This window comes from Micropruina glycogenica, assembly GCF_900289045.1.
In the GTDB taxonomy this organism is placed as follows: Bacteria; Actinomycetota; Actinomycetes; order Propionibacteriales; family Propionibacteriaceae; genus Micropruina; species Micropruina glycogenica.
In genome coordinates, this window is record NZ_LT985188.1 from 584,595 (window position 1) to 601,673 (window position 17,079).

Here is a 17,079-nt window from a genome sequence, read left to right on the forward strand (position 1 = left end):
GTCCCCGGGGTTTTGAACGGGTGGGGGTCACTGAGAACGGTCCGCGTGTTTCGGGTCCGCGCCGCACCACTAGACTGGCCACCCCCGCCCAGCCCACGATTCGGCCCAGTAGGCCGAGGAAGCGAGCCCGTGGTCAGCGCCATCATCGTCGCCCATCTGGCGGTGGCGATGTGCGCCCCGATGCTGTCGTCGCGCCTCGGCGCCCGCGGCTACCTCGTCATGGCGGCGGCGCCCACGGTCGCCTTCGGCTGGCTGCTCACCCTCGCCCCGAGCATGACCGCCGGGGGCACCTACACCGAATCGTTCACGTGGATCGCCCGGCTCGGCGTCGGCATCGACTACCGCATCGGCATGCTGCAGTGGTTGCTGGCGTTGATCGTCTCTGGCGTCGGCGCTCTCGTGCTGATCTATTGCCGTTGGTATTTCGCCGAAGCGCCCAACCAGCGCCCGATGGGGCTGCTCACAGCCTTCGCGGCGGCCATGCTCGGGCTCGTCACCGTCGACAACCTGGTGGTGCTGTACCTGTTCTGGGAACTCACCACGGTGTTCAGCTACCTGCTGATCGGCTACGACCCCACCCGCCGGGCCAATCGTTCGGCAGCCTTGACCGCGTTGATCGTGACCACCACCGGCGGCCTGGCCATGCTGGTGGGCATCGTGACGCTGGGGGTGCTCAGCGGAACCCTGAGCCTGTCGGCGATTCTGGACGCGCCCCCGAACGGACCACTCGCCACCACCGCCGCGCTGCTTATGCTGGTCGGCGCGCTCAGCAAGTCGGCCCTGGTGCCCTTCCACTTCTGGCTGCCGGGGGCGATGGCGGCACCGACGCCCATCTCGGCCTACCTGCACGCGGCCGCCATGGTCAAGGCCGGCGTCTACCTGGTGGCCGCGCTGGCGCCGGCCTTCGCCACCGTGCCCTTCTGGCGGCCCGCGGTGGGGGTGCTCGGCGCGGCCACCATGATCGTCGGTGGCTGGCGGGCGCTGCGGCAGAACGACCTCAAACTGCTGTTGGCCTACGGCACCGTCAGCCAGCTCGGCTTTCTGGTGCTGCTCAGCGGCTTCGGCACCCGAGCGGCCGCTCTGGCAGGTGTGGCCATGCTCACCGCACACGCCCTGTTCAAGTCCACCCTGTTTCTGGTGGTGGGCGTCGTCGACCACTCCGCCGGCACCCGCGACCTCACTCGGCTCACCGGCCTGGCCAGGGCCATGCCGCTGGTGGCGGTGATCGGCGGCATCGGGGCGGCGTCCATGGCCGGCCTGCCGCCCACCCTGGGTTTCATCGCCAAAGAGTCGGCGCTCGAAGCGCTCACCTACCTGGTCGAATACCACGGGGACGGCACCGGGCTCACCCCCGCGCTCGCGGTGTGCCTGCTCGCCGCCGTCGTGCTCGGCTCGATGCTCACCGTGGCGTATTCGCTGCGCTGGTGGTGGGGCGCCTTCGCCGACAAGCGCGACGTGACGGCACCTGAGGTGCACCGGCCGTCCATGGGGTTCGTGGCCGCGCCGACCCTATTGGCGGCGGCCAGTCTGGCCGGCGGCTTCGTCGGCCCCCCGCTGACCACGCTCTTCGAAACCTACGCAACTACCGTGCCCGGCGGCCACGAAAGCCACGGCCTGGCGCTGTGGCACGGCCTGACCGTGCCGCTCGGGCTGTCACTGCTGGCCATCGGGCTGGGCGCGGTGCTGTTCTGGCAGCGTGACGCCATCGCGTCGGCCCAGGCCACGTTCCCGGTGGTCAAGGGCTCGGACGAGCTCTACAACGAGACCATGCGGCGGCTCGACGTGCTGGCCGTCGAGGTCACCGCACGCACGCAGCGCGGCTCACTGGCCAGCTACACCGCCATTGTGCTGGCCGTGGTGGTGCTGCTCGCCGGCGGCGCACTGCTCTGGACGGTGCATTGGCCCGCCTCGGTCAGGGCCTACGACTACCTGCCACAGATGCTGGTCGGGGCGCTGATCGTGGTGGCCGGCGTGCTGGCTGCCACCTCACGCGGCCGCGTCCGCGCCCTGCTGCTGGTGGGCGTCACCGGCTACGGCACGGCGGTGCTCTTTCTGATGCACGGCGGCCCCGACCTGGCGCTGACCCAGGTGCTGGTCGAGACGGTGGCACTGATCGTGTTCGTCATGGTGCTGCGCCGGCTGCCCAAGTACTTCACCACCCGTCCGCTGGGTTCGATGCGGTGGTGGCGCATCGTGCTGGCACTGTGCGTGGGGCTCACCGTTACCCTGCTGGCCCTGGTGGCCGCCGGTGCCCGCGTCGCCCAGCCCGTGTCGGTGGACTACTACGAGGCCGCCTACAGCTTCGGCTACGGCAAGAACATCGTGAACGTCACCCTGGTCGACACCCGCGCGTGGGACACCATCGGCGAGATCGCGGTGCTGGTGGTCGCCGCCACCGGCGTGGCCAGCCTGATCTTTCTGCGGTCCCGGGTGCAGCGGGTGCGGGGCCGCGAGGGCGACCCGGCGTTCGGTGCCCGCGGCATGTGGCTGCGCGCCAGCGGGGCCCTCGACCCCGGCTCGCGCTCGCTGATCTTCGAGGTCGTCACCCGCATTCTGTTCACCGTGATGATGCTGGTGTCGGTGTACCTGCTGCTGGCCGGCCACAACGCCCCCGGCGGGGGCTTCGCCGGCGGCATGGTGGCGGGCATCGCACTGATGTTGCGTTACCTGGCGGCCGGACGCCGCGAACTCGACGAGGCGGCTCCCTTCGATGCCGGACGCCTGCTCGGCCTCGGCCTGGCACTGTCGGTGCTGGCCGCCGTCACCCCCGCCCTGCTGGGCGGCAAGATCTTTCAGAGCTACGACATCACCCTGGTGATTCCCGGCTGGGAGTACCTGCAGACGCCGTTCGGCACCTGGACGCTGTTCGGCGAGATGCACCTGGTGAGTTCGACGATCTTCGACGTCGGCGTGTACCTGATCGTGATCGGCGTGGTGCTCGACCTGACCCGCAGCCTCGGCGCCGGCATCGACATCCAGTCCGAGCAAGACCAGGCGCCGGTGCCGCAGCCGGAATCGACCCGGGCCCGTCCGGCAGCGGACGTCTCGCCCACCGGATCGCCGACCGGTCCGGTCGGAAGGGCGGTGCCATGAGCCCCAACCTGACCCTGGCCATCGTGGCCGGCGCACTCGTGGCCTGCGGGGTGTACCTGATCACCGAGCGCTCCCTCAGCCGCATTCTGATGGGCGTGATGGTGGCCGGCAACGGCGTCAACATTCTGTTTCTGGTGGCCTCCGGACGGGCCGGCGGCCCACCGTTGATCGGCGTCACGCCCAAGGAAGACATGAGCGACCCGCTGCCGCAGGCGTTCGTGCTCACCGCCATCGTGATCGCCCTGGCCACCGCGGCCTTTCTGGTCACCATGGCCTATCGGTCGTTTCAGCTGAACGGCCATGACGAGGTTGCCGACGACGTCGAGGATGCCCGCATTCGCGCGTTGGCTCTGGCCGACGAGGCGTCCGATTCGTTCGAAGAGATCAGGTTCTCAGACACCGGTGTGGACGTGGTGAGCGAATGAACAACCTCAACAATCTGCTGCCACTGCCCGTGCTGCTGCCCATGATGGGGGCCGCGCTGACCCTGCTGTTGGGTCGCCGGCCCAGGCTGCAGCGGGCGGTGTCGATCATCACGCTGGTGGCTGTGTCCGCCGTGGCCGGTGCCCTGGTGTGGATCACCGACACCGTCGGCGTGCAGGCCCTCTGGGTGGGCGCCTGGGCTCCGCTCGGGGTGGTACTGGTGGCCGACCGGCTGTCGGCGCTGATGCTGACGGTCGCGTCACTGGTCACCCTGGCGGTGCTGATCTACGCGACCGGCCAAGACGAAGAAGAGGTGCTGCGCGAAACCCCGGTGTCGATCTTTCACCCCACCTTTCTGCTGCTCAGCGCCGGGGTGTCGGACGCGTTTCTGGCCGGTGACCTGTTCAACCTGTTCGTCGGGTTCGAACTGCTGCTGTTCGCCAGCTACGTGCTGCTCACCATGGGCGGCACGGCGCAACGCATCAGTGCCGGCTCGATCTACGTGGTGATCAACCTGGTCAGCTCGCTGCTGTTCCTCACCACGCTGGCCGTGATCTACGCCGCCACCGGCACGGTGAACATGGCTCAGTTGAGCCTGCGCTTCGCCGCCCTGCCCGCCGACGTCACGCTGCCGATTCAGTTGCTGCTGCTGGTGGTGTTCGCGATCAAGGCAGCGGTGTTCCCGCTGTCGTTCTGGTTGCCCGACAGCTACCCGACCGCCCCAGCACCGGTCACCGCCGTGTTCGCCGGCCTGCTCACCAAGGTGGGCGTCTACGCGATTCTGCGTACCCAGACGGTGATCTTTCCCGACCGTCCGCTCACCGACCTGCTGGGTTGGGCGGCGTTGGCCACCATGCTGGTCGGCATTCTGGGCGCGGTCGCGCAGGCGGAGATCAAACGGTTGTTGTCGTTCACCCTGGTCTCGCACATCGGCTACATGGTGTTCGGCATCGCCCTCGCCACCCAACCGGCGTTGGCGGGTGCCATCTTCTACACCGCGCACCACATCACCGTGCAGGCGTCGTTGTTCTTGGTGGCCGGGCTGATCGAACGCTTCGGCGGCAGCACCTCGCTCGACCGGCTGGGTGGCCTGGCCGCCCTGTCGCCGCTGCTGGGGGTGCTGTTCTTCGTGCCGGCGATGAACCTGGCCGGCATTCCGCCGCTGTCGGGGTTCATCGGCAAGCTGGGTCTGCTGGGCGCCGGTGTCGAGGTGGGCACGCCGCTGGCGTGGGCGCTGGTGGTGGGCAGCGTGTTGACCAGCCTGCTCACCCTGTACGCGGTGGCGAAGGTGTGGAACCGGGCGTTCTGGGGCACCCCGATGCTCGGCCCGCACGAGCCGTCCGAGCCCGACGAGTCGTCCGACGACACACTCGAAGAACGGCGCGGGCTGCCGGGGGTGATGGTGGCCGGCACGGCCGCCCTGGTGCTGCTCGGGCTTGCCCTGACCGTGTTAGCGGGCCCGCTCTACGACTACGTCGACCGGGCCGCGGCCGGGTTGCGCGGCGGGGTGTACCTCGAGGCCGTGCTGTCGGGGGTGGTGCAGTGAAGGGTTCGACGTTGCGGCGCCGGCTGCGCTTCAGGCTGCAGTGGCGGGCCATCGTGATGCTGGCCCTGATCTGGGTGGTGCTGTGGGGCAACTACTCGCTGGTCGACCTGCTGGTCGGCATGGTGGTGGCCTGGGCGATCACCGTGACATTTCCGCTGCCGCCGATTCGTTACCACGGACGGCTGCGGCCGATCGGGTTGGTGAAGCTGGCGCTCTCGGTGCTGCGTGACCTGGCGGTGGCGTCATGGCGGCTGGCCCTGGCGTCGTTCTCGCCGCACATCGACTTCAACCCGGCCATCGTTCGGGTGCACCTGCGCTCGCACAACGATCTGTACCAGGTCGAGACCGCCGAGCTCATCTCGATTGTGCCGGGGTCGATCGTCATCGACGCCCGGCGCTCCACCCGGGTGCTCTACCTGCACCTGCTGGACGTTCCCGACGCCGACGGGGTGGCGCAGGCAAAGACCGAGGCGCTGCAGGTCGAACGCCGGGTCATCGAGGCCATGGGCAGCAGGGCCGAGATCGCCGAACTCGATGAGGAGAAGCGATGAGCGTGATTGACGTGGTCACCCAGGTGCTGCTGTGGGCGGCCGTGGCGATGATCGCCGGCGCAGCGGCCCTCACGCTCTGGCGGCTCACCGTGGGCCCGTCCACCCTCGACCGCATCATCAGCTCAGACGTGATGGTGTCGGTGGTGTTGGCCGGCATCGGCGTTTCGACGGTGGTGTTTCACAACACCAGCGCGCTGCCGATTCTGCTGGTGTTGTCGATGGTGGCCTTCACCGGTGGGGTGAGCGTGGCGCGGCTGCTGCCCCCGCACGCCCCTGAACGGCAGCGGTACCGGCGCGACGAGGGGGAACAGGCATGAGCGAGCAGTGGTTTCACCTGATCGGCGCCGTGCTGCTGGCCGCCGGCGGCTTCTTCTGCCTGGGTGGAGCGCTGGGGCTGGTGCGCTTCCCCGACGTGCTGGCCCGCATGCACGCCGCCACCAAGCCGCAGGTGTTCGGCCTGCTGCTGGTGCTGGTGGGCATCGGCTTCTCACAGCACGACCCGAAGGTCTGGCTGACCCTGGGCTTGGTGATGGTGTTGCAGGTGCTCACCGCACCCGTGGCGGGTCACCTGATCGGCCGGGTCGCATACCGGTCGGGCGAGTGGAACCCCGACCACTTGGTGGTCGATGAACTGGGCGAGGACCTGAGCGATGCAGGCTTCATCCGCAACGAGGAGTTCCGCCCCGAGCGGGGCGAGGATCGTCCGCACAGAAGCTTCGACTGATCGGGGAGCACGGTCGCGGTGGCGCGTGTTGGGGGACGGTTCCGATCTCGCGGCCACCAGATGCCTGGCGCGTGTTGGGGACGGTTCCGATCTCGCGCCAACGGTGTAGCCATCGACCGTTTCGGGCATGGCGGACCCTCACGTCGACCAGTACCGTTCGGCCATGGACGCCCCTGCGCCGCGCTGGGCCCGGTTCGCCCCGGGCCTGCAGGTGCTGCTGCACTACGACCGCGACTGGTTGCGCGGTGACCTGCTCGCCGGTGTGACGGTGGCGGCTTATCTGATTCCGCAGGTGATGGCCTACGCCGAGATCGCCGGGCTGCCGCCCATCACCGGCCTGTGGGCGATTCTTGCGCCGCTGGCCGTCTACGCCCTGTTGGGTTCGTCGCGGCAACTCTCGGTGGGCCCCGAGTCGACCACCGCACTGATGACGGCGGCCGGGCTGGGGGCGATGCTCGGCGCAGCCGGCGGCACCGCCCGCTGGGCCGACGTGGCCGCCGTCATGGCCATCGCCGTCGGGCTGGTGTGCCTGATCGGGTGGCTGTTCAAACTCGGCTTTCTGGCCAACCTGCTGTCGCGGCCGGTGCTGGTGGGCTACATGGCCGGCATCGCGGTGTTGATGATGACCAGCCAGTTGGGCAAGGTGACGGGCCTGCACATCACCGGCGACTCGGTGGCCGCCGAGTGGTGGTCGCTGCTCACGCAACTGGGCGCCGTCCACGTGCCGACCTTGGTGCTGGCGGCAGCGGTCGGGGCCGCTCTGGTGGCCTTTCGGCACTGGCTGCCCACCTGGCCCGGGCCGCTGATCTGCATGCTGGTGGCCGCCGGCTGCGTGTACTGGTTCGGGCTGGTCGACGCCGGTATTCGCGTGATCGGTGAAGTGCCACAGGGGCTGCCGCTGCCGCGGGTGCCGAGGCTGGACGACGTCGCCGTGCTCACCCTGCTGCCCTACGCCCTGGGTATCGCCGTGGTGGGTTACACCGACAACGTGCTGACCGCCCGGGCGTTCGCGGCGCCGAAGAAGCAGGCCATCGACAGCAATCAGGAGCTGTTGGCGCTGGGTGCGGCCAACGTGGTGAACGGATTCACCAACGGCTTTCCGGTCAGCTCATCCGGCAGTCGCACGGTGATCGGCGACGCGATGGGCAGCCGCACCCAGTTGTACTCGCTGGTGTGCATGGTGATGGTGTTCGCGGCGCTGCTGGTGCTCGGACCGGTGCTGGCGTGGTTTCCGGCGGCGGCGTTGGGTGCCCTGGTGATCTATGCCGCGTTCCGGCTGATCGACGTCGCCGAACTGCGCCGCATCGCCGCGTTCCGGCGCAGCGAGCTGGTGCTGGCGCTGGTCACCACGCTCGGCGTGCTGGTGTTCGACGTGCTGGGCGGCATCGGGCTGGCGATCGGGTTGTCTGTGCTCGACCTGATTCGGCGCATCGCCAGCCCGCACGACGGCGTGCTCGGTTACGTGCCCGGACTGGCAGGCATGCACGATGTCGACGACTACCCGACCGCGACCCAGGTGCCGGGCCTCGTGGTGTACCGCTACGACTCGCCGCTGTTCTTCGCCAACGCTGAGGACTTTCTGACCCGCGCCATGCAGGCAGTGGACGCCGCCGACCCCGACTGCGCCTGGTTCGTGCTCAACGCCGAGGCCAACGTCGAGGTGGACCTGACCAGCGTCGACACCCTCGAAGCCCTACGTGAGCAGTTGGTGGGCAGAGGAATCACGTTCGCGATGGCGCGGGTGAAGTTCGAGTTGCGCGAGCAACTCGAGGCTGCCGGGTTCGCGCAGCGGGTGGGGGAGCAGTTCATCTTCGCGACCCTGCCGACGGCGGTGGACGCCTACGCCCGCTGGTACCGCGAGCAGACCGGCCATGCGCCGCCGGGGTTGCCGCTCCCGCCGACCCAGCCGGGCACGCCCGACGGTCAGATCTAGGAGCCTGCTGAACAATCATGTCCCGGCTGCGGCGCACCCGGTCGGGATTCGACAAGCTCAACCAGCGACATCAGCATGGTGATCATGCGCCCGCCCGACCGCCTCATACACATGCTACTGTATGTGTATGTCAGGGTTGGAACGGCGCGTCCAATTGCTACTCGATGCCGATCGCTACGAACGCATCGCCGCTGAGGCCAAGCGCACCGGGCACAGCCTGAACGCGGTGATTCGCGACGCCATCGACCTGTCGCTGCCGGCCGATCTCATGATGCGTAACTCGGCTTTGACCGCCTTTCTCGATCTGGTGGCGCAGGGGCCGGGCGAGACCGACGACTGGGCAGTGCTCAAAGAGCGGCCCGCGCTCGACACCGACGCCCGACTGTCGCGATGAGGGTGTTCGTCGACACGTCAGTGTTGTTGCTGGCCGCGGGCATCGATCACCCGCTGCGCTCAGACTGTGTGGGCTTTCTGCAGCGCTGCCAACGCGACCTGGTCGAGGTGCACTGCAGTATCGAAGCCGTTCAAGAGTTTTCGTTCCACCGGCTCCGTCGAGTTGGGCGTCAGCAGGCGTTGCGTGAAACCGAGGCGCTGGTGCGCGCGGTTGTCACCCATCCATTCGACGACGAGGTATTGGCTCGCGCCCTGCAGTTGATGGCCGGCTCAACCATTCGGGGTCGCGACGCGGTGCATGCGGCCACGGCACTGCAGGCCGGCTTCGACCTCATCGTTTCGACCGACCCCGACTTCGACGAGGTGCCCGGGATTCGGCGGCTCGCGCCGGGCGACGCTTGACAGCACGCCCGGCCGTCCAATGACCCGCCGAGCCGAGTGTGTACGGTGTGAAGTCGAGGCCCAGTGGGGTTTCACGAGACCGGCGGTGGAGCGTGTCCCAGCCCGTCCGTCGACAAATTGGGCGAGAAGTGTCGGACGCACCTGACACAGTCACGCGCATGGCTCGTCTCAGGTGCTGCTGCAGGTGTGCCCCGTCACCCTGGGCGGGGGGCGTCCGTTGTTGCCGTGCCGGCTTCGGCTGCAGCGGCGCAACGTTGAGCGCGACGGTCAGTTCACCGCGTTGCTGTTCGATTTGGTGGGCCCTGAACCGATCGCTGAACACGGCCACGCGTCCGGCCTGCTCGGGGCGATCGACGAGGCGCAGTCGACCCGCCGCTGACACGCCCGCGGCCGCCTCGGTGGCGAGGTTCGACGGCCTTTTGGACGTTTATGGCATAATGACGCGCAGGACGAGCCCGCGCAGTGGGCTCACCCGATTCGGCTTTTCGAGGTGACAGCTCGATGCGCCGGCTCACTCGACCGCGACGCCAGACGACCGCGGGGGTGGGTGCGGTGCCGAATCCAGTCCACAGGCTTTGCCACTTCGGTGGCTACACGCGCGGCGCACCCCACGCCGCTGAAGGAGAGCACATGCTCGACGAAGAAACGCCCACATCCACAGCCGACGACGCCTCTGCCGAGGTGGCCGCACCGCCGCGGCGCAGGCGCTCCGCGAGCCGTCCGGCCGGACCCCCTGCACCCGTGAGCGAGCCGGCTGCGAGCGCAGAACCCGAGGTTGCCGAGCCCCAGGCCGTCCAGCCCGACACCACCGAACCCGAGCCCGAGCCCGACGCCACCGATGTGGCCCTCGAGCTCGAGCCCGACGCCACCGACGTGGCCCTCGAGCTCGAAGCCGAACAGCCCATCGTCGTAGACCCCGAAGCCGACGAGACCCCGGCCGAGCCTGAGGCGAACGCCGAACTGCAGGCGGTTCCCGCCCCCGACGAGCGCGTCGAGCAGCCTGATGACGTTCCGTTCACCCTCGAGTTGCCGGAAGAGAAGCCCGCCCCGCGTCGACGGCGCAGCACCAGCGCCGCAAAGGCGCCCGAGCCCGTCATCGAGGTCGTCGATGTAGTCACCGAAGCTGCCGAAACGCCCGCGCCGCTCAGCCTCGACGAACTGCCGACCCTCGACGATCTGGCCCCGGCCGCTGCCGCACCACGGGCGCGCCGGCGCCGGGCCAAGGCCGAGCCGAAGCCCGAACCCGTGACCGACACCGACCCGATCGAAGAGACGCTCGGCGAGCTCACCCGCTCGGGCGCGCGCAGCCGGCGCACCAAGGTCGACGAGGCCGAGGCCGCCAAGGCGCTCGACGAACTGGCCGCCATGATCGGCGGGCACGCAGAGCCCGAGGCCGAACTCGACGACGAGGTGGCCGATCCCACCGCGGTTCTCGACTCCGAACCGAACGCGGCCGCGGCCGACGAGAGAGCAGCCGACGCCGACGACGAACCGGACGACACCGACGCCGACGATACCGACGAGGGCAGCCCGCGGCGTCGTCGCCGCCGCCGTGGCGGTCGTCGCCGCCGCCGTGGCGGTAGCACCGAAACCGCCGAGGGCGACGCCGACGAGAACGACGACGACTCGTCCGAGGCCGACGACGAAGACGGTGCCGAGACCGCCGCAGAGGCCGACGGCGCCGAGGGCGACGCCGCCGAAGCGGGTGAGTCGACCGGGTCGACCCGCCGGCGTCGCCGGCGCCGCCGCCGTGGCGAAGACACCACGGGGGCCGAGGACGATCCGTCCGACGTCGTGGTGCGGGTGCGCGAACCTCGTCGCTCGCGCACGAGCAATGACGACGTCACCGGCATCGACGGCTCCACCCGCATGGAGGCCAAGCGACAGCGCCGCCGTGAGGGACGTGCAGCCGGACGCCGCCGCTCACCCATCCTGTCCGAGTCGGAGTTTCTGGCCCGGCGCGAATCGGTCGACCGCAGCATGCTGATTCGCCAGGCCGACGACTACACCCAGATCGCGGTGCTCGAAGACGGCATTCTGGTCGAGCACTATGTCGACCGGGCGTCCGCGGCGTCGATGATCGGCAACGTGTACCTGGGCAAGGTGCAGAACGTGCTGCCGTCGATGGAGGCCGCCTTCATCGACATCGGCCGCGGCCGCAACGCGGTGCTGTACGCCGGTGAGGTCGACTGGGACGCCTTCGGCGTCACCGGCGCCGACCGCAAGATGGAAAAGGTGTTCAAGTCGGGCCAGAGCGTGCTCGTGCAGGTCACCAAAGACCCCATCGGCGCCAAGGGTGCTCGGCTCACCGCGCACGTGTCGATTCCCGGCCGCTACGTGGTGTACTCGCCCAGCGGTCAGCTCTCAGGCATCTCGCGCAAGCTGCCCGAAGGCGAACGCAACCGGCTGAAGGGCATTCTCGAAGAACTGGTCGGCGACGCCGCGTCGGTGATCGTGCGCACGGCGGCCGAGGGGGCGTCCGAAGACGAGTTGGTGCGCGACGTCAACCGGTTGAAGGCCCAGTGGGAGGTCATCGAGAAGAAGGTGAAGGCCGGCAAGTCGCCCGAGCAGCTCTACGCCGAGCCCGACCTGACCGTTCGCATCGTGCGCGACCTGTTCACCGAAGACTTCGGCACGCTGATCGTCGACGGCAACGGCAAGGGCGAGGACGCGTTCGACACCGTCGACGCCTACGTCACCCACGTGGCCCCGCACCTGAAGGAGCGGCTGCAGCACTGGAACCGTGCCGAGCAGGGCGACCTGTTCGAGCAGCACCGCATCAACGAGCAGATCGCCAAGGCGCTGGAACGCAAGGTGTTTCTACCCTCTGGCGGTTCGCTGATCATCGACCGCACCGAGGCGATGACCGTGATCGACGTCAACACCGGCAAGTTCACCGGCACCAGTGGCAACCTCGAGGCCACGGTCACCTCCAACAACCTCGAGGCGGCCGAAGAGGTGGTGCGCCAGCTGCGGCTGCGCGACATCGGCGGCATCATCGTGATCGACTTCATCGACATGGTGCTGCCCGCCAACCGCGAGTTGCTGCTGCGCCGGCTGGTCGAGTGCCTGGGCCGTGACCGTACCCGCCATCAGGTGGCCGAGGTCACCTCGCTGGGCCTGGTGCAGATGACCCGCAAGCGCATCGGCACCGGTCTGGCCGAGGCGTTCACGGTGACCTGTGAAACCTGTCACGGCCGCGGCTACCACCGGCACGACACCCCGGTCGACACCCAGGCTCCGGCCGACGGGGGCGACCGCGACCACGGACGCCGCCGCCGCTGACCCTGCTGGTGCACCAGCCCTCTCACTGGACGACAACGCGCGCTGTTGGTCCCCGACCGGGGGCCGTCGACGCGGTGCGAGCTGGACACTCCCTCGGCACGGCGCTACCGTCTTTTGCCATGTCTGTCATTCGTCGTAGCACCAGCGCCCGTCGCGGCGCGCTGCGGCGCGCCCCGATGAGCCTGTGGTTCCAACCAGGACGTGCCTGCACCAAGGCATGACCTGGGCGGCGACCGCACCCAGCGGCCGCGCCCACCCGACTCGACGCACGGAACAGACCCGACCATGACCAACGCATCGTGGCGCGATGACGAACTTCGCGCCTTCTTCTCCGCACTGCGTGGCGGAGGCATCTTCTCTGCCGGCCCCGACGACGACGCACGCGACCGGTTCATCGCGGCTGCCCGCCTGCGACTGGCGCCCGAGGTGCAGCGACGGCTGCTGACCGATGTCGGTGCCGTGACCGACGCCGACGGTGTCGCCCGGGCCGCCCTCGACGTGCTCGAACGCGAGTTGTGGGGCAAGGCCGGTACGTGGCTGATGGTCACCGTCGACCCGTGGGGGCACCTGACCGACCTCGTCGTGCGCGAGATCCGCGGGTCGTATCGGGCCACGGTTCGAGTTCGCACCGACCGCCGAGCGGTCAAGGCGATCGCCGAGGCCGCCCCGCACGAGGGCGAATCCGAGGGTGATCAGCACGAAAGCGATGATCGGCCTGAGCAGCTCCGCTGACCCGGACGGCAGCGATGGCCGTCCGGCACCGATTGAGACCCGGCGTTGGGTCAGTCGGCCGCCAGCGCCGGGTTGGTGGTGAGTTCGATGGTCGGCCACACCAGCAGTCCGAGGGCGTCGAGCCGCTCGGTGATCGCGAGCCGGACGGCGTCCTCCTCGTCGACCTGCCACTCGCCCTTCGCGACGATGAAGTCGACCTCCACGTACAGGCGTTGCCCCAGCTTGGTGGAGCGGATGGTCGGTGGCGGCAGGGTGGACGCCCTCGCCGGCGTCAGCGCATCACCCAGGCCGTCGGCCACCGCGGCGGCGATGCGCCCGCGCAGGGCTTCGTCCGGCGACGCTTCCAGCAACTCGCGCACGCCGTCGCGAGCCAGGCCGACCGCCATCGGCGCGATGCCGGCGCACGCGATCAGCACCAGAATCGGATCGACCAGGCCGGCCAGCTGCGGGCATCCCGTCGTGGTCAGGCCGATGGCCACCACACCCCCGACGGCCACCACTGCACTCAGTGCGGCGCCTGCACGCCATGAGACCACCTCGGCCCTGGCTGGCGCCGACACCCCCGCGGCGGGGCGAACCAGCAGCCCACACCACCACCGATGCCAGCCCCGAGGCGACCCCGTACAGCAGCACCGAAAGCGCGGCCGCACCCGATCCGCCGTCCAGCAGCACGGTGATCGCGTCGACGGCGCCGTAGACCAGAGTGCCCAGCAGTGCTCGCCCCTTGCAGCGACACGGCCGGCGGTGTGGCGGAGTGCCGTCCGAACGGGTATTCGGGTGACGGAGTGGGGTCAGCGTAACGTCGCCCACTCCGAGGTGTGAGCCGACCGCGGCATCCAGTCGGGCGCTCAGCCGACCACCAGGCTGACGGCGTGAATCGCCAGGCCGGCCAGGCAGCCGACCACCGTGCCGTTGATCCTGATGAACTGCAGGTCGCGGCCGACATGCAGTTCGATGCGCCGGGCGGCCTGCCGGCCGTCCCAGCGTTCGATGGTGTGGCTGATCACGGTCGACAACTCGGCTCCGTAGGTGCGCACCACGAACGCCGCCGCGTCTTCGAGGCGCGCCTCCAGGTTGCCGCGCAGTGCGTCGTCGTCGATCAGCGAACGTCCGAACCGCTGCACCGCCCGGGTGGCTCGGTCTTTGAAGGCCGATGATTCCGCGGCCAGGGCACCGTCGAGCGAGGCCCGCACCGTCTGCCACAGCTCCACGATGGTTTCGGCCGTCTGCGGGTGCTCCAGCAGCCGTACCTTGAGCCGCTCGGCCCGCTCGGCCACGGTGGGGTCGTGCTGCAGGTCGTCCGCGATCGTGCGCAGCAGGTCGTCCAGGGCGGCCCGGGTGGGGTGCTCACGCTCGGACCTGATCGCCCACAACCATTCCAGGGCCTGGTCGTAGGTCCACTTCACGATGCGCCGGTTCACGAAGCCGGGTGCCCAGCGCGGCGCCCGCTCGCCCACGATGCCGTTGAACACGTCGGGGTGCCGGCGCAGCCAGTCGTGCACCTCGATCACCACCAGGTCGACCAGGCCGCGATGCGCGCCGTCGTCGACCACGGCGCCGAGCAGGTCACCCAGAGCCCCGGCCAACGGTTCGGACGCCAGTCGCGGCACGATCACCTCGCCCACCAGGTGTTTCACGTCGTCGTCACCCACCTGGGCCAGGGCCGTCCGTGCCACCCGTGACGCTTCGGCCACCACCCTGGTTGCGTTCGCGTCGTGCAGCAGCCACGCGCCCAGCCGCAGCCCGACCCTGGTGGACGCCATCCGCTCGCGCACGATCTCTTCGGTGAGAGAGTTCTCGGTGAAGAAGTCCTGCAGGTTGCGGGCGATCTCGTTCTTGCGGGTCGGAATGATCGCCGTGTGCGGAATGGGCAGACCCAGCGGGTGGCGAAACAGCGCGGTGACCGCGAACCAGTCGGCCAAGGCACCCACCATGGCCGCCTCGGCGCCGGCGTTGACGAACCCCCACACACCCTGATCGGCCACGCGCAGGGTGGCGAGGTAGACGATCGCCGCAATCAGCAGCAGAGACAGGGCGATGCCCTTCATGCGCCGCAGCCGTTGGGCACGTCCTTGATCCACGGCCGACAAAGAGGCGGTGAACGTCACCCACCCAGGATTTCAGTCGAGACCGCCGGCCCGCCAGCCAGTTCGTCGAGCCTGAGGGCTGCGTGCCGTCAACGGCGCCCGGTTCGGGATTCGTGCAGTCGGCTCCAGCGAGAAGCGCACCGCCTAAGCTGAGCGCGAACGTCGCAGGAATGAGCATCATGAGCCAGAATCCATACCCGCCCACGCAACCCGAGCCGCAACAGCCCCTGCCGGGCCAGCAGTATTCGCCCTACCAACAACCAGGCCCACCGCCTCAGCAGTACTACCCGATGTACCCGCCGCAGCAGCCGGCCTACGGCATGGCGCTGCCGCAGGCGAATCCGTACGCGCCACAGGCGCTGGCCCCGTACGGCATCGATCCGCTCACCGGAGTGCCGTACTCAGACAAGAGCAAGTTGGTGGCCGGCGTGCTGCAGATCTTTCTGGGCGGCCTCGGCATCGGACGGTTCTACCTCGGCAACGTCGGCATGGCGATCGCCCAGATTCTGGTCACGTGGATCACCTTCGGGTTCGGAGGTCTGTGGCCGCTGATCGACGGCATCGTGCTACTCACCGGGCACCCTCGCGACCGCGCCGGACGGCCCCTGCGGCCCTGAGCGGCTCGGCCACTGACCTGGCTTACAGCAGCCGCAACCGAACCAGCTCGTCGCGCAACTGCGCGGCGCTGGTGAACAGAACGGTGCCCAGCCCCACCTCGGCGGCCGAGTCCAGGTTGCCCTGGGTGTCGTCGATCATCAGGGTCTCGTCGGCCCGGGTGTCGAAGCGGTCCAGCGCGTAGCGAAAGATCTCGGGGTCGGGTTTGGCCAGCCCCACCTCGCCCGAGACGATCACGTCGGCGAGGTCGTCGATCACCGGGTTGGCCCTGCGGGCGATGTTGAAGTTCTCCTTGGCCCAGTTGCTCAGCCCGTAGCAGCGCACGCCCGCAGCCAGTAGCTCACCGATCACCTCTGCCGTGCCGGCGATCGGGCCGCTGACGGTGAGCGGAAAGCGCTCCAGGTAAACCCGGTAGACGTCGACCAGGTGCGGGGCCTGATCGTCCATCTCGACCACGGCGTCGGCCAGCGGCATGCCCGCGTCGGTGCGGGCGTTCAGCTCCCAGAACACCTCCGCGGCGAGAAAGTCGTTCGCCACTTCGTCTGGCACGGCGCCGGCGAGCGCACGCATCGGATCCCAGTCGACGATCACGTTGGCGACGTCGAAGATCAGGGCGGTCACGGGTCCTCCTCGGTGATGCCGATGCGCAGGGACGCGGCGAGCGTGGGGCCGAGCCACCGCGCCTGCTGATCGGTGATGGTGGCGCCCACCAGGCTGTCGGCGCCCTCCAGGCGATTCAACCGCACCACGTCGAGCCCGCGCAGGTCAAGGTGATTGCCGGTGCGGTGTCGTGCGTCGAGGTCGTCCACCAGGCTTGCGAGCACGGCGACCCGGGTGGTGGTGGCCCCGGCCAGGTCGAGGGTACCGATGCGGCAGCCGGTCAGCGTGACGTCGCTCAGCTTGGCCTCGCGTAGGTTCGCGTAGCCGATGCGGACGCCCTGCAGGGTCACGTTCTGCCACGTCGCCCCGGAGCAGTCGAGCACGCCGATGCTGCCGCCTTCGATCACCACGCCGCGCCAGTGCGAGCGGGGCGCGTTGAGGGTGACCACCGAAGGGTCCGTCACTTCGACTTCGGCCAGCCGCAGCCGCCGGGCGTGCAGATGATCCGACGGCAGCCGGGCCAGCCGCGAGTCGGTGATGTCGGCGCCGATCAGCGACGCCTGTTCGCCCGACCAGGTCAGCAGAGCTTCGCTGAAGCTCTCGTTGTCGCAGGCGTCGCCGGGGTCGAGGGCGATCAGCGGCGGCAGTTGCGGCGGGCTGACCCGCGGTGGTTCGACGGGCGTCATCGCTGTCTC

16 protein-coding genes and 1 pseudogene are annotated in these 17,079 nt (G+C 69.2%); 13 read left to right on the forward strand and 4 right to left on the reverse strand.

Annotation, left to right across the window (positions count from 1 at the left end; translation table 11 throughout):
• Positions 1-129 precede the first annotated feature (129 nt).
• The 12 genes and pseudogenes from MPLG2_RS02730 to MPLG2_RS02785 all read left to right on the forward strand — a co-directional run bounded on the left by MPLG2_RS02730 (position 130) and on the right by MPLG2_RS02785 (position 13,082).
• Positions 130-3,093, forward strand: a complete 2,964-nt coding sequence (locus MPLG2_RS02730; protein WP_105184813.1) for a Na+/H+ antiporter subunit A — start codon at positions 130-132, stop codon at positions 3,091-3,093.
• Positions 3,090-3,518, forward strand: coding sequence for a Na(+)/H(+) antiporter subunit C (locus tag MPLG2_RS02735; RefSeq protein WP_105184814.1), 429 nt, complete (start codon positions 3,090-3,092; stop codon positions 3,516-3,518). The genes MPLG2_RS02730 and MPLG2_RS02735 overlap by 4 nt, the downstream gene beginning before the upstream one ends.
• A complete protein-coding gene (locus MPLG2_RS02740) occupies positions 3,515-5,062 on the forward strand; it encodes a Na+/H+ antiporter subunit D (protein ID WP_105184815.1) in 1,548 nt (515 codons plus the stop codon). The genes MPLG2_RS02735 and MPLG2_RS02740 overlap by 4 nt, the downstream gene beginning before the upstream one ends.
• Positions 5,059-5,613 carry a Na+/H+ antiporter subunit E gene (locus tag MPLG2_RS02745; RefSeq protein ID WP_105184816.1) on the forward strand — a complete coding sequence of 185 codons (555 nt, stop codon included), beginning with the start codon at positions 5,059-5,061 and terminating at the stop codon, positions 5,611-5,613. Before MPLG2_RS02740 ends, MPLG2_RS02745 begins: the two co-directional genes overlap by 4 nt.
• Positions 5,610-5,930, forward strand: coding sequence for a monovalent cation/H+ antiporter complex subunit F (locus MPLG2_RS02750; protein ID WP_105184817.1), 321 nt, complete (start codon positions 5,610-5,612; stop codon positions 5,928-5,930). The genes MPLG2_RS02745 and MPLG2_RS02750 overlap by 4 nt, the downstream gene beginning before the upstream one ends.
• Entirely contained in the window at positions 5,927-6,337 is a 411-nt protein-coding gene (gene mnhG, locus MPLG2_RS02755; protein ID WP_105184818.1) for a monovalent cation/H(+) antiporter subunit G, read from the forward strand. Before MPLG2_RS02750 ends, mnhG begins: the two co-directional genes overlap by 4 nt.
• Positions 6,338-6,464: 127 nt before the next feature.
• Positions 6,465-8,270, forward strand: a complete 1,806-nt coding sequence (locus MPLG2_RS02760; RefSeq protein ID WP_231935761.1) for a SulP family inorganic anion transporter — start codon at positions 6,465-6,467, stop codon at positions 8,268-8,270.
• Between the two features lie 127 nt (positions 8,271-8,397).
• Positions 8,398-8,664 (forward strand): ribbon-helix-helix protein, CopG family, encoded by a 267-nt coding sequence (locus tag MPLG2_RS02765; RefSeq protein ID WP_158680812.1) that lies wholly within the window; start codon positions 8,398-8,400, stop codon positions 8,662-8,664.
• Positions 8,661-9,065, forward strand: coding sequence for a type II toxin-antitoxin system VapC family toxin (locus MPLG2_RS02770; protein ID WP_105184820.1), 405 nt, complete (start codon positions 8,661-8,663; stop codon positions 9,063-9,065). The genes MPLG2_RS02765 and MPLG2_RS02770 overlap by 4 nt, the downstream gene beginning before the upstream one ends.
• A 172-nt stretch (positions 9,066-9,237) precedes the next feature.
• Positions 9,238-9,444: a hypothetical protein gene (locus MPLG2_RS18910; protein WP_197710054.1), complete on the forward strand. Its 207-nt coding sequence runs from the start codon at positions 9,238-9,240 to the stop codon at positions 9,442-9,444.
• A gap of 747 nt (positions 9,445-10,191) precedes the next feature.
• Positions 10,192-12,350, forward strand: a pseudogene (locus MPLG2_RS02780) (Rne/Rng family ribonuclease); the annotation flags it as partial.
• Between the two features lie 285 nt (positions 12,351-12,635).
• Entirely contained in the window at positions 12,636-13,082 is a 447-nt protein-coding gene (locus tag MPLG2_RS02785; RefSeq protein WP_105184822.1) for a hypothetical protein, read from the forward strand.
• 50 nt (positions 13,083-13,132) lie between these two features.
• Here MPLG2_RS02785 and MPLG2_RS02790 read toward each other — a convergent pair whose 3' ends face one another.
• On the reverse strand, positions 13,133-13,618 hold the full coding sequence (locus MPLG2_RS02790; RefSeq protein ID WP_158680813.1) for a hypothetical protein: 486 nt from the start codon (positions 13,616-13,618) through the stop codon (positions 13,133-13,135).
• A gap of 312 nt (positions 13,619-13,930) precedes the next feature.
• Positions 13,931-15,190, reverse strand: coding sequence for a DUF445 domain-containing protein (locus MPLG2_RS02795; RefSeq protein ID WP_231935762.1), 1,260 nt, complete (start codon positions 15,188-15,190; stop codon positions 13,931-13,933).
• Positions 15,191-15,348: 158 nt separating this feature from the next.
• Between MPLG2_RS02795 and MPLG2_RS02800 the strand changes: the two genes are divergently transcribed.
• On the forward strand, positions 15,349-15,786 hold the full coding sequence (locus tag MPLG2_RS02800; RefSeq protein WP_197710055.1) for a TM2 domain-containing protein: 438 nt from the start codon (positions 15,349-15,351) through the stop codon (positions 15,784-15,786).
• 22 nt (positions 15,787-15,808) lie between these two features.
• Here MPLG2_RS02800 and MPLG2_RS02805 read toward each other — a convergent pair whose 3' ends face one another.
• Both MPLG2_RS02805 and MPLG2_RS02810 read right to left on the reverse strand, forming a co-directional pair.
• Positions 15,809-16,405, reverse strand: coding sequence for an HAD-IA family hydrolase (locus tag MPLG2_RS02805; RefSeq protein WP_105184826.1), 597 nt, complete (start codon positions 16,403-16,405; stop codon positions 15,809-15,811).
• The gene (locus tag MPLG2_RS02810; protein ID WP_105184827.1) at positions 16,402-17,070 is read right to left on the reverse strand and encodes a pentapeptide repeat-containing protein; all 669 of its coding nucleotides are present in this window, start codon (positions 17,068-17,070) and stop codon (positions 16,402-16,404) included. Before MPLG2_RS02810 ends, MPLG2_RS02805 begins: the two co-directional genes overlap by 4 nt.
• Positions 17,071-17,079 lie beyond the last annotated feature (9 nt).

Bases quoted from the DNA above. Each gene is read 5' to 3' on its own strand.
- MPLG2_RS02735 (WP_105184814.1), top strand. From the start codon at position 3,090: ATGAGCCCCAACCTGACCCTGGCCATCGTGGCCGGCGCACTCGTGGCC.
- MPLG2_RS02740 (WP_105184815.1), top strand. From the start codon at position 3,515: ATGAACAACCTCAACAATCTGCTGCCACTGCCCGTGCTGCTGCCCATG.
- MPLG2_RS02750 (WP_105184817.1), top strand. From the start codon at position 5,610: ATGAGCGTGATTGACGTGGTCACCCAGGTGCTGCTGTGGGCGGCCGTG.
- mnhG (WP_105184818.1), top strand. From the start codon at position 5,927: ATGAGCGAGCAGTGGTTTCACCTGATCGGCGCCGTGCTGCTGGCCGCC.
- MPLG2_RS02760 (WP_231935761.1), top strand. From the start codon at position 6,465: ATGGCGGACCCTCACGTCGACCAGTACCGTTCGGCCATGGACGCCCCT.
- MPLG2_RS02765 (WP_158680812.1), top strand. From the start codon at position 8,398: ATGTCAGGGTTGGAACGGCGCGTCCAATTGCTACTCGATGCCGATCGC.
- MPLG2_RS02770 (WP_105184820.1), top strand. From the start codon at position 8,661: ATGAGGGTGTTCGTCGACACGTCAGTGTTGTTGCTGGCCGCGGGCATC.
- MPLG2_RS02785 (WP_105184822.1), top strand. From the start codon at position 12,636: ATGACCAACGCATCGTGGCGCGATGACGAACTTCGCGCCTTCTTCTCC.
- MPLG2_RS02800 (WP_197710055.1), top strand. From the start codon at position 15,349: ATGAGCCAGAATCCATACCCGCCCACGCAACCCGAGCCGCAACAGCCC.
- MPLG2_RS02810 (WP_105184827.1), bottom strand. From the start codon at position 17,070: ATGACGCCCGTCGAACCACCGCGGGTCAGCCCGCCGCAACTGCCGCCG.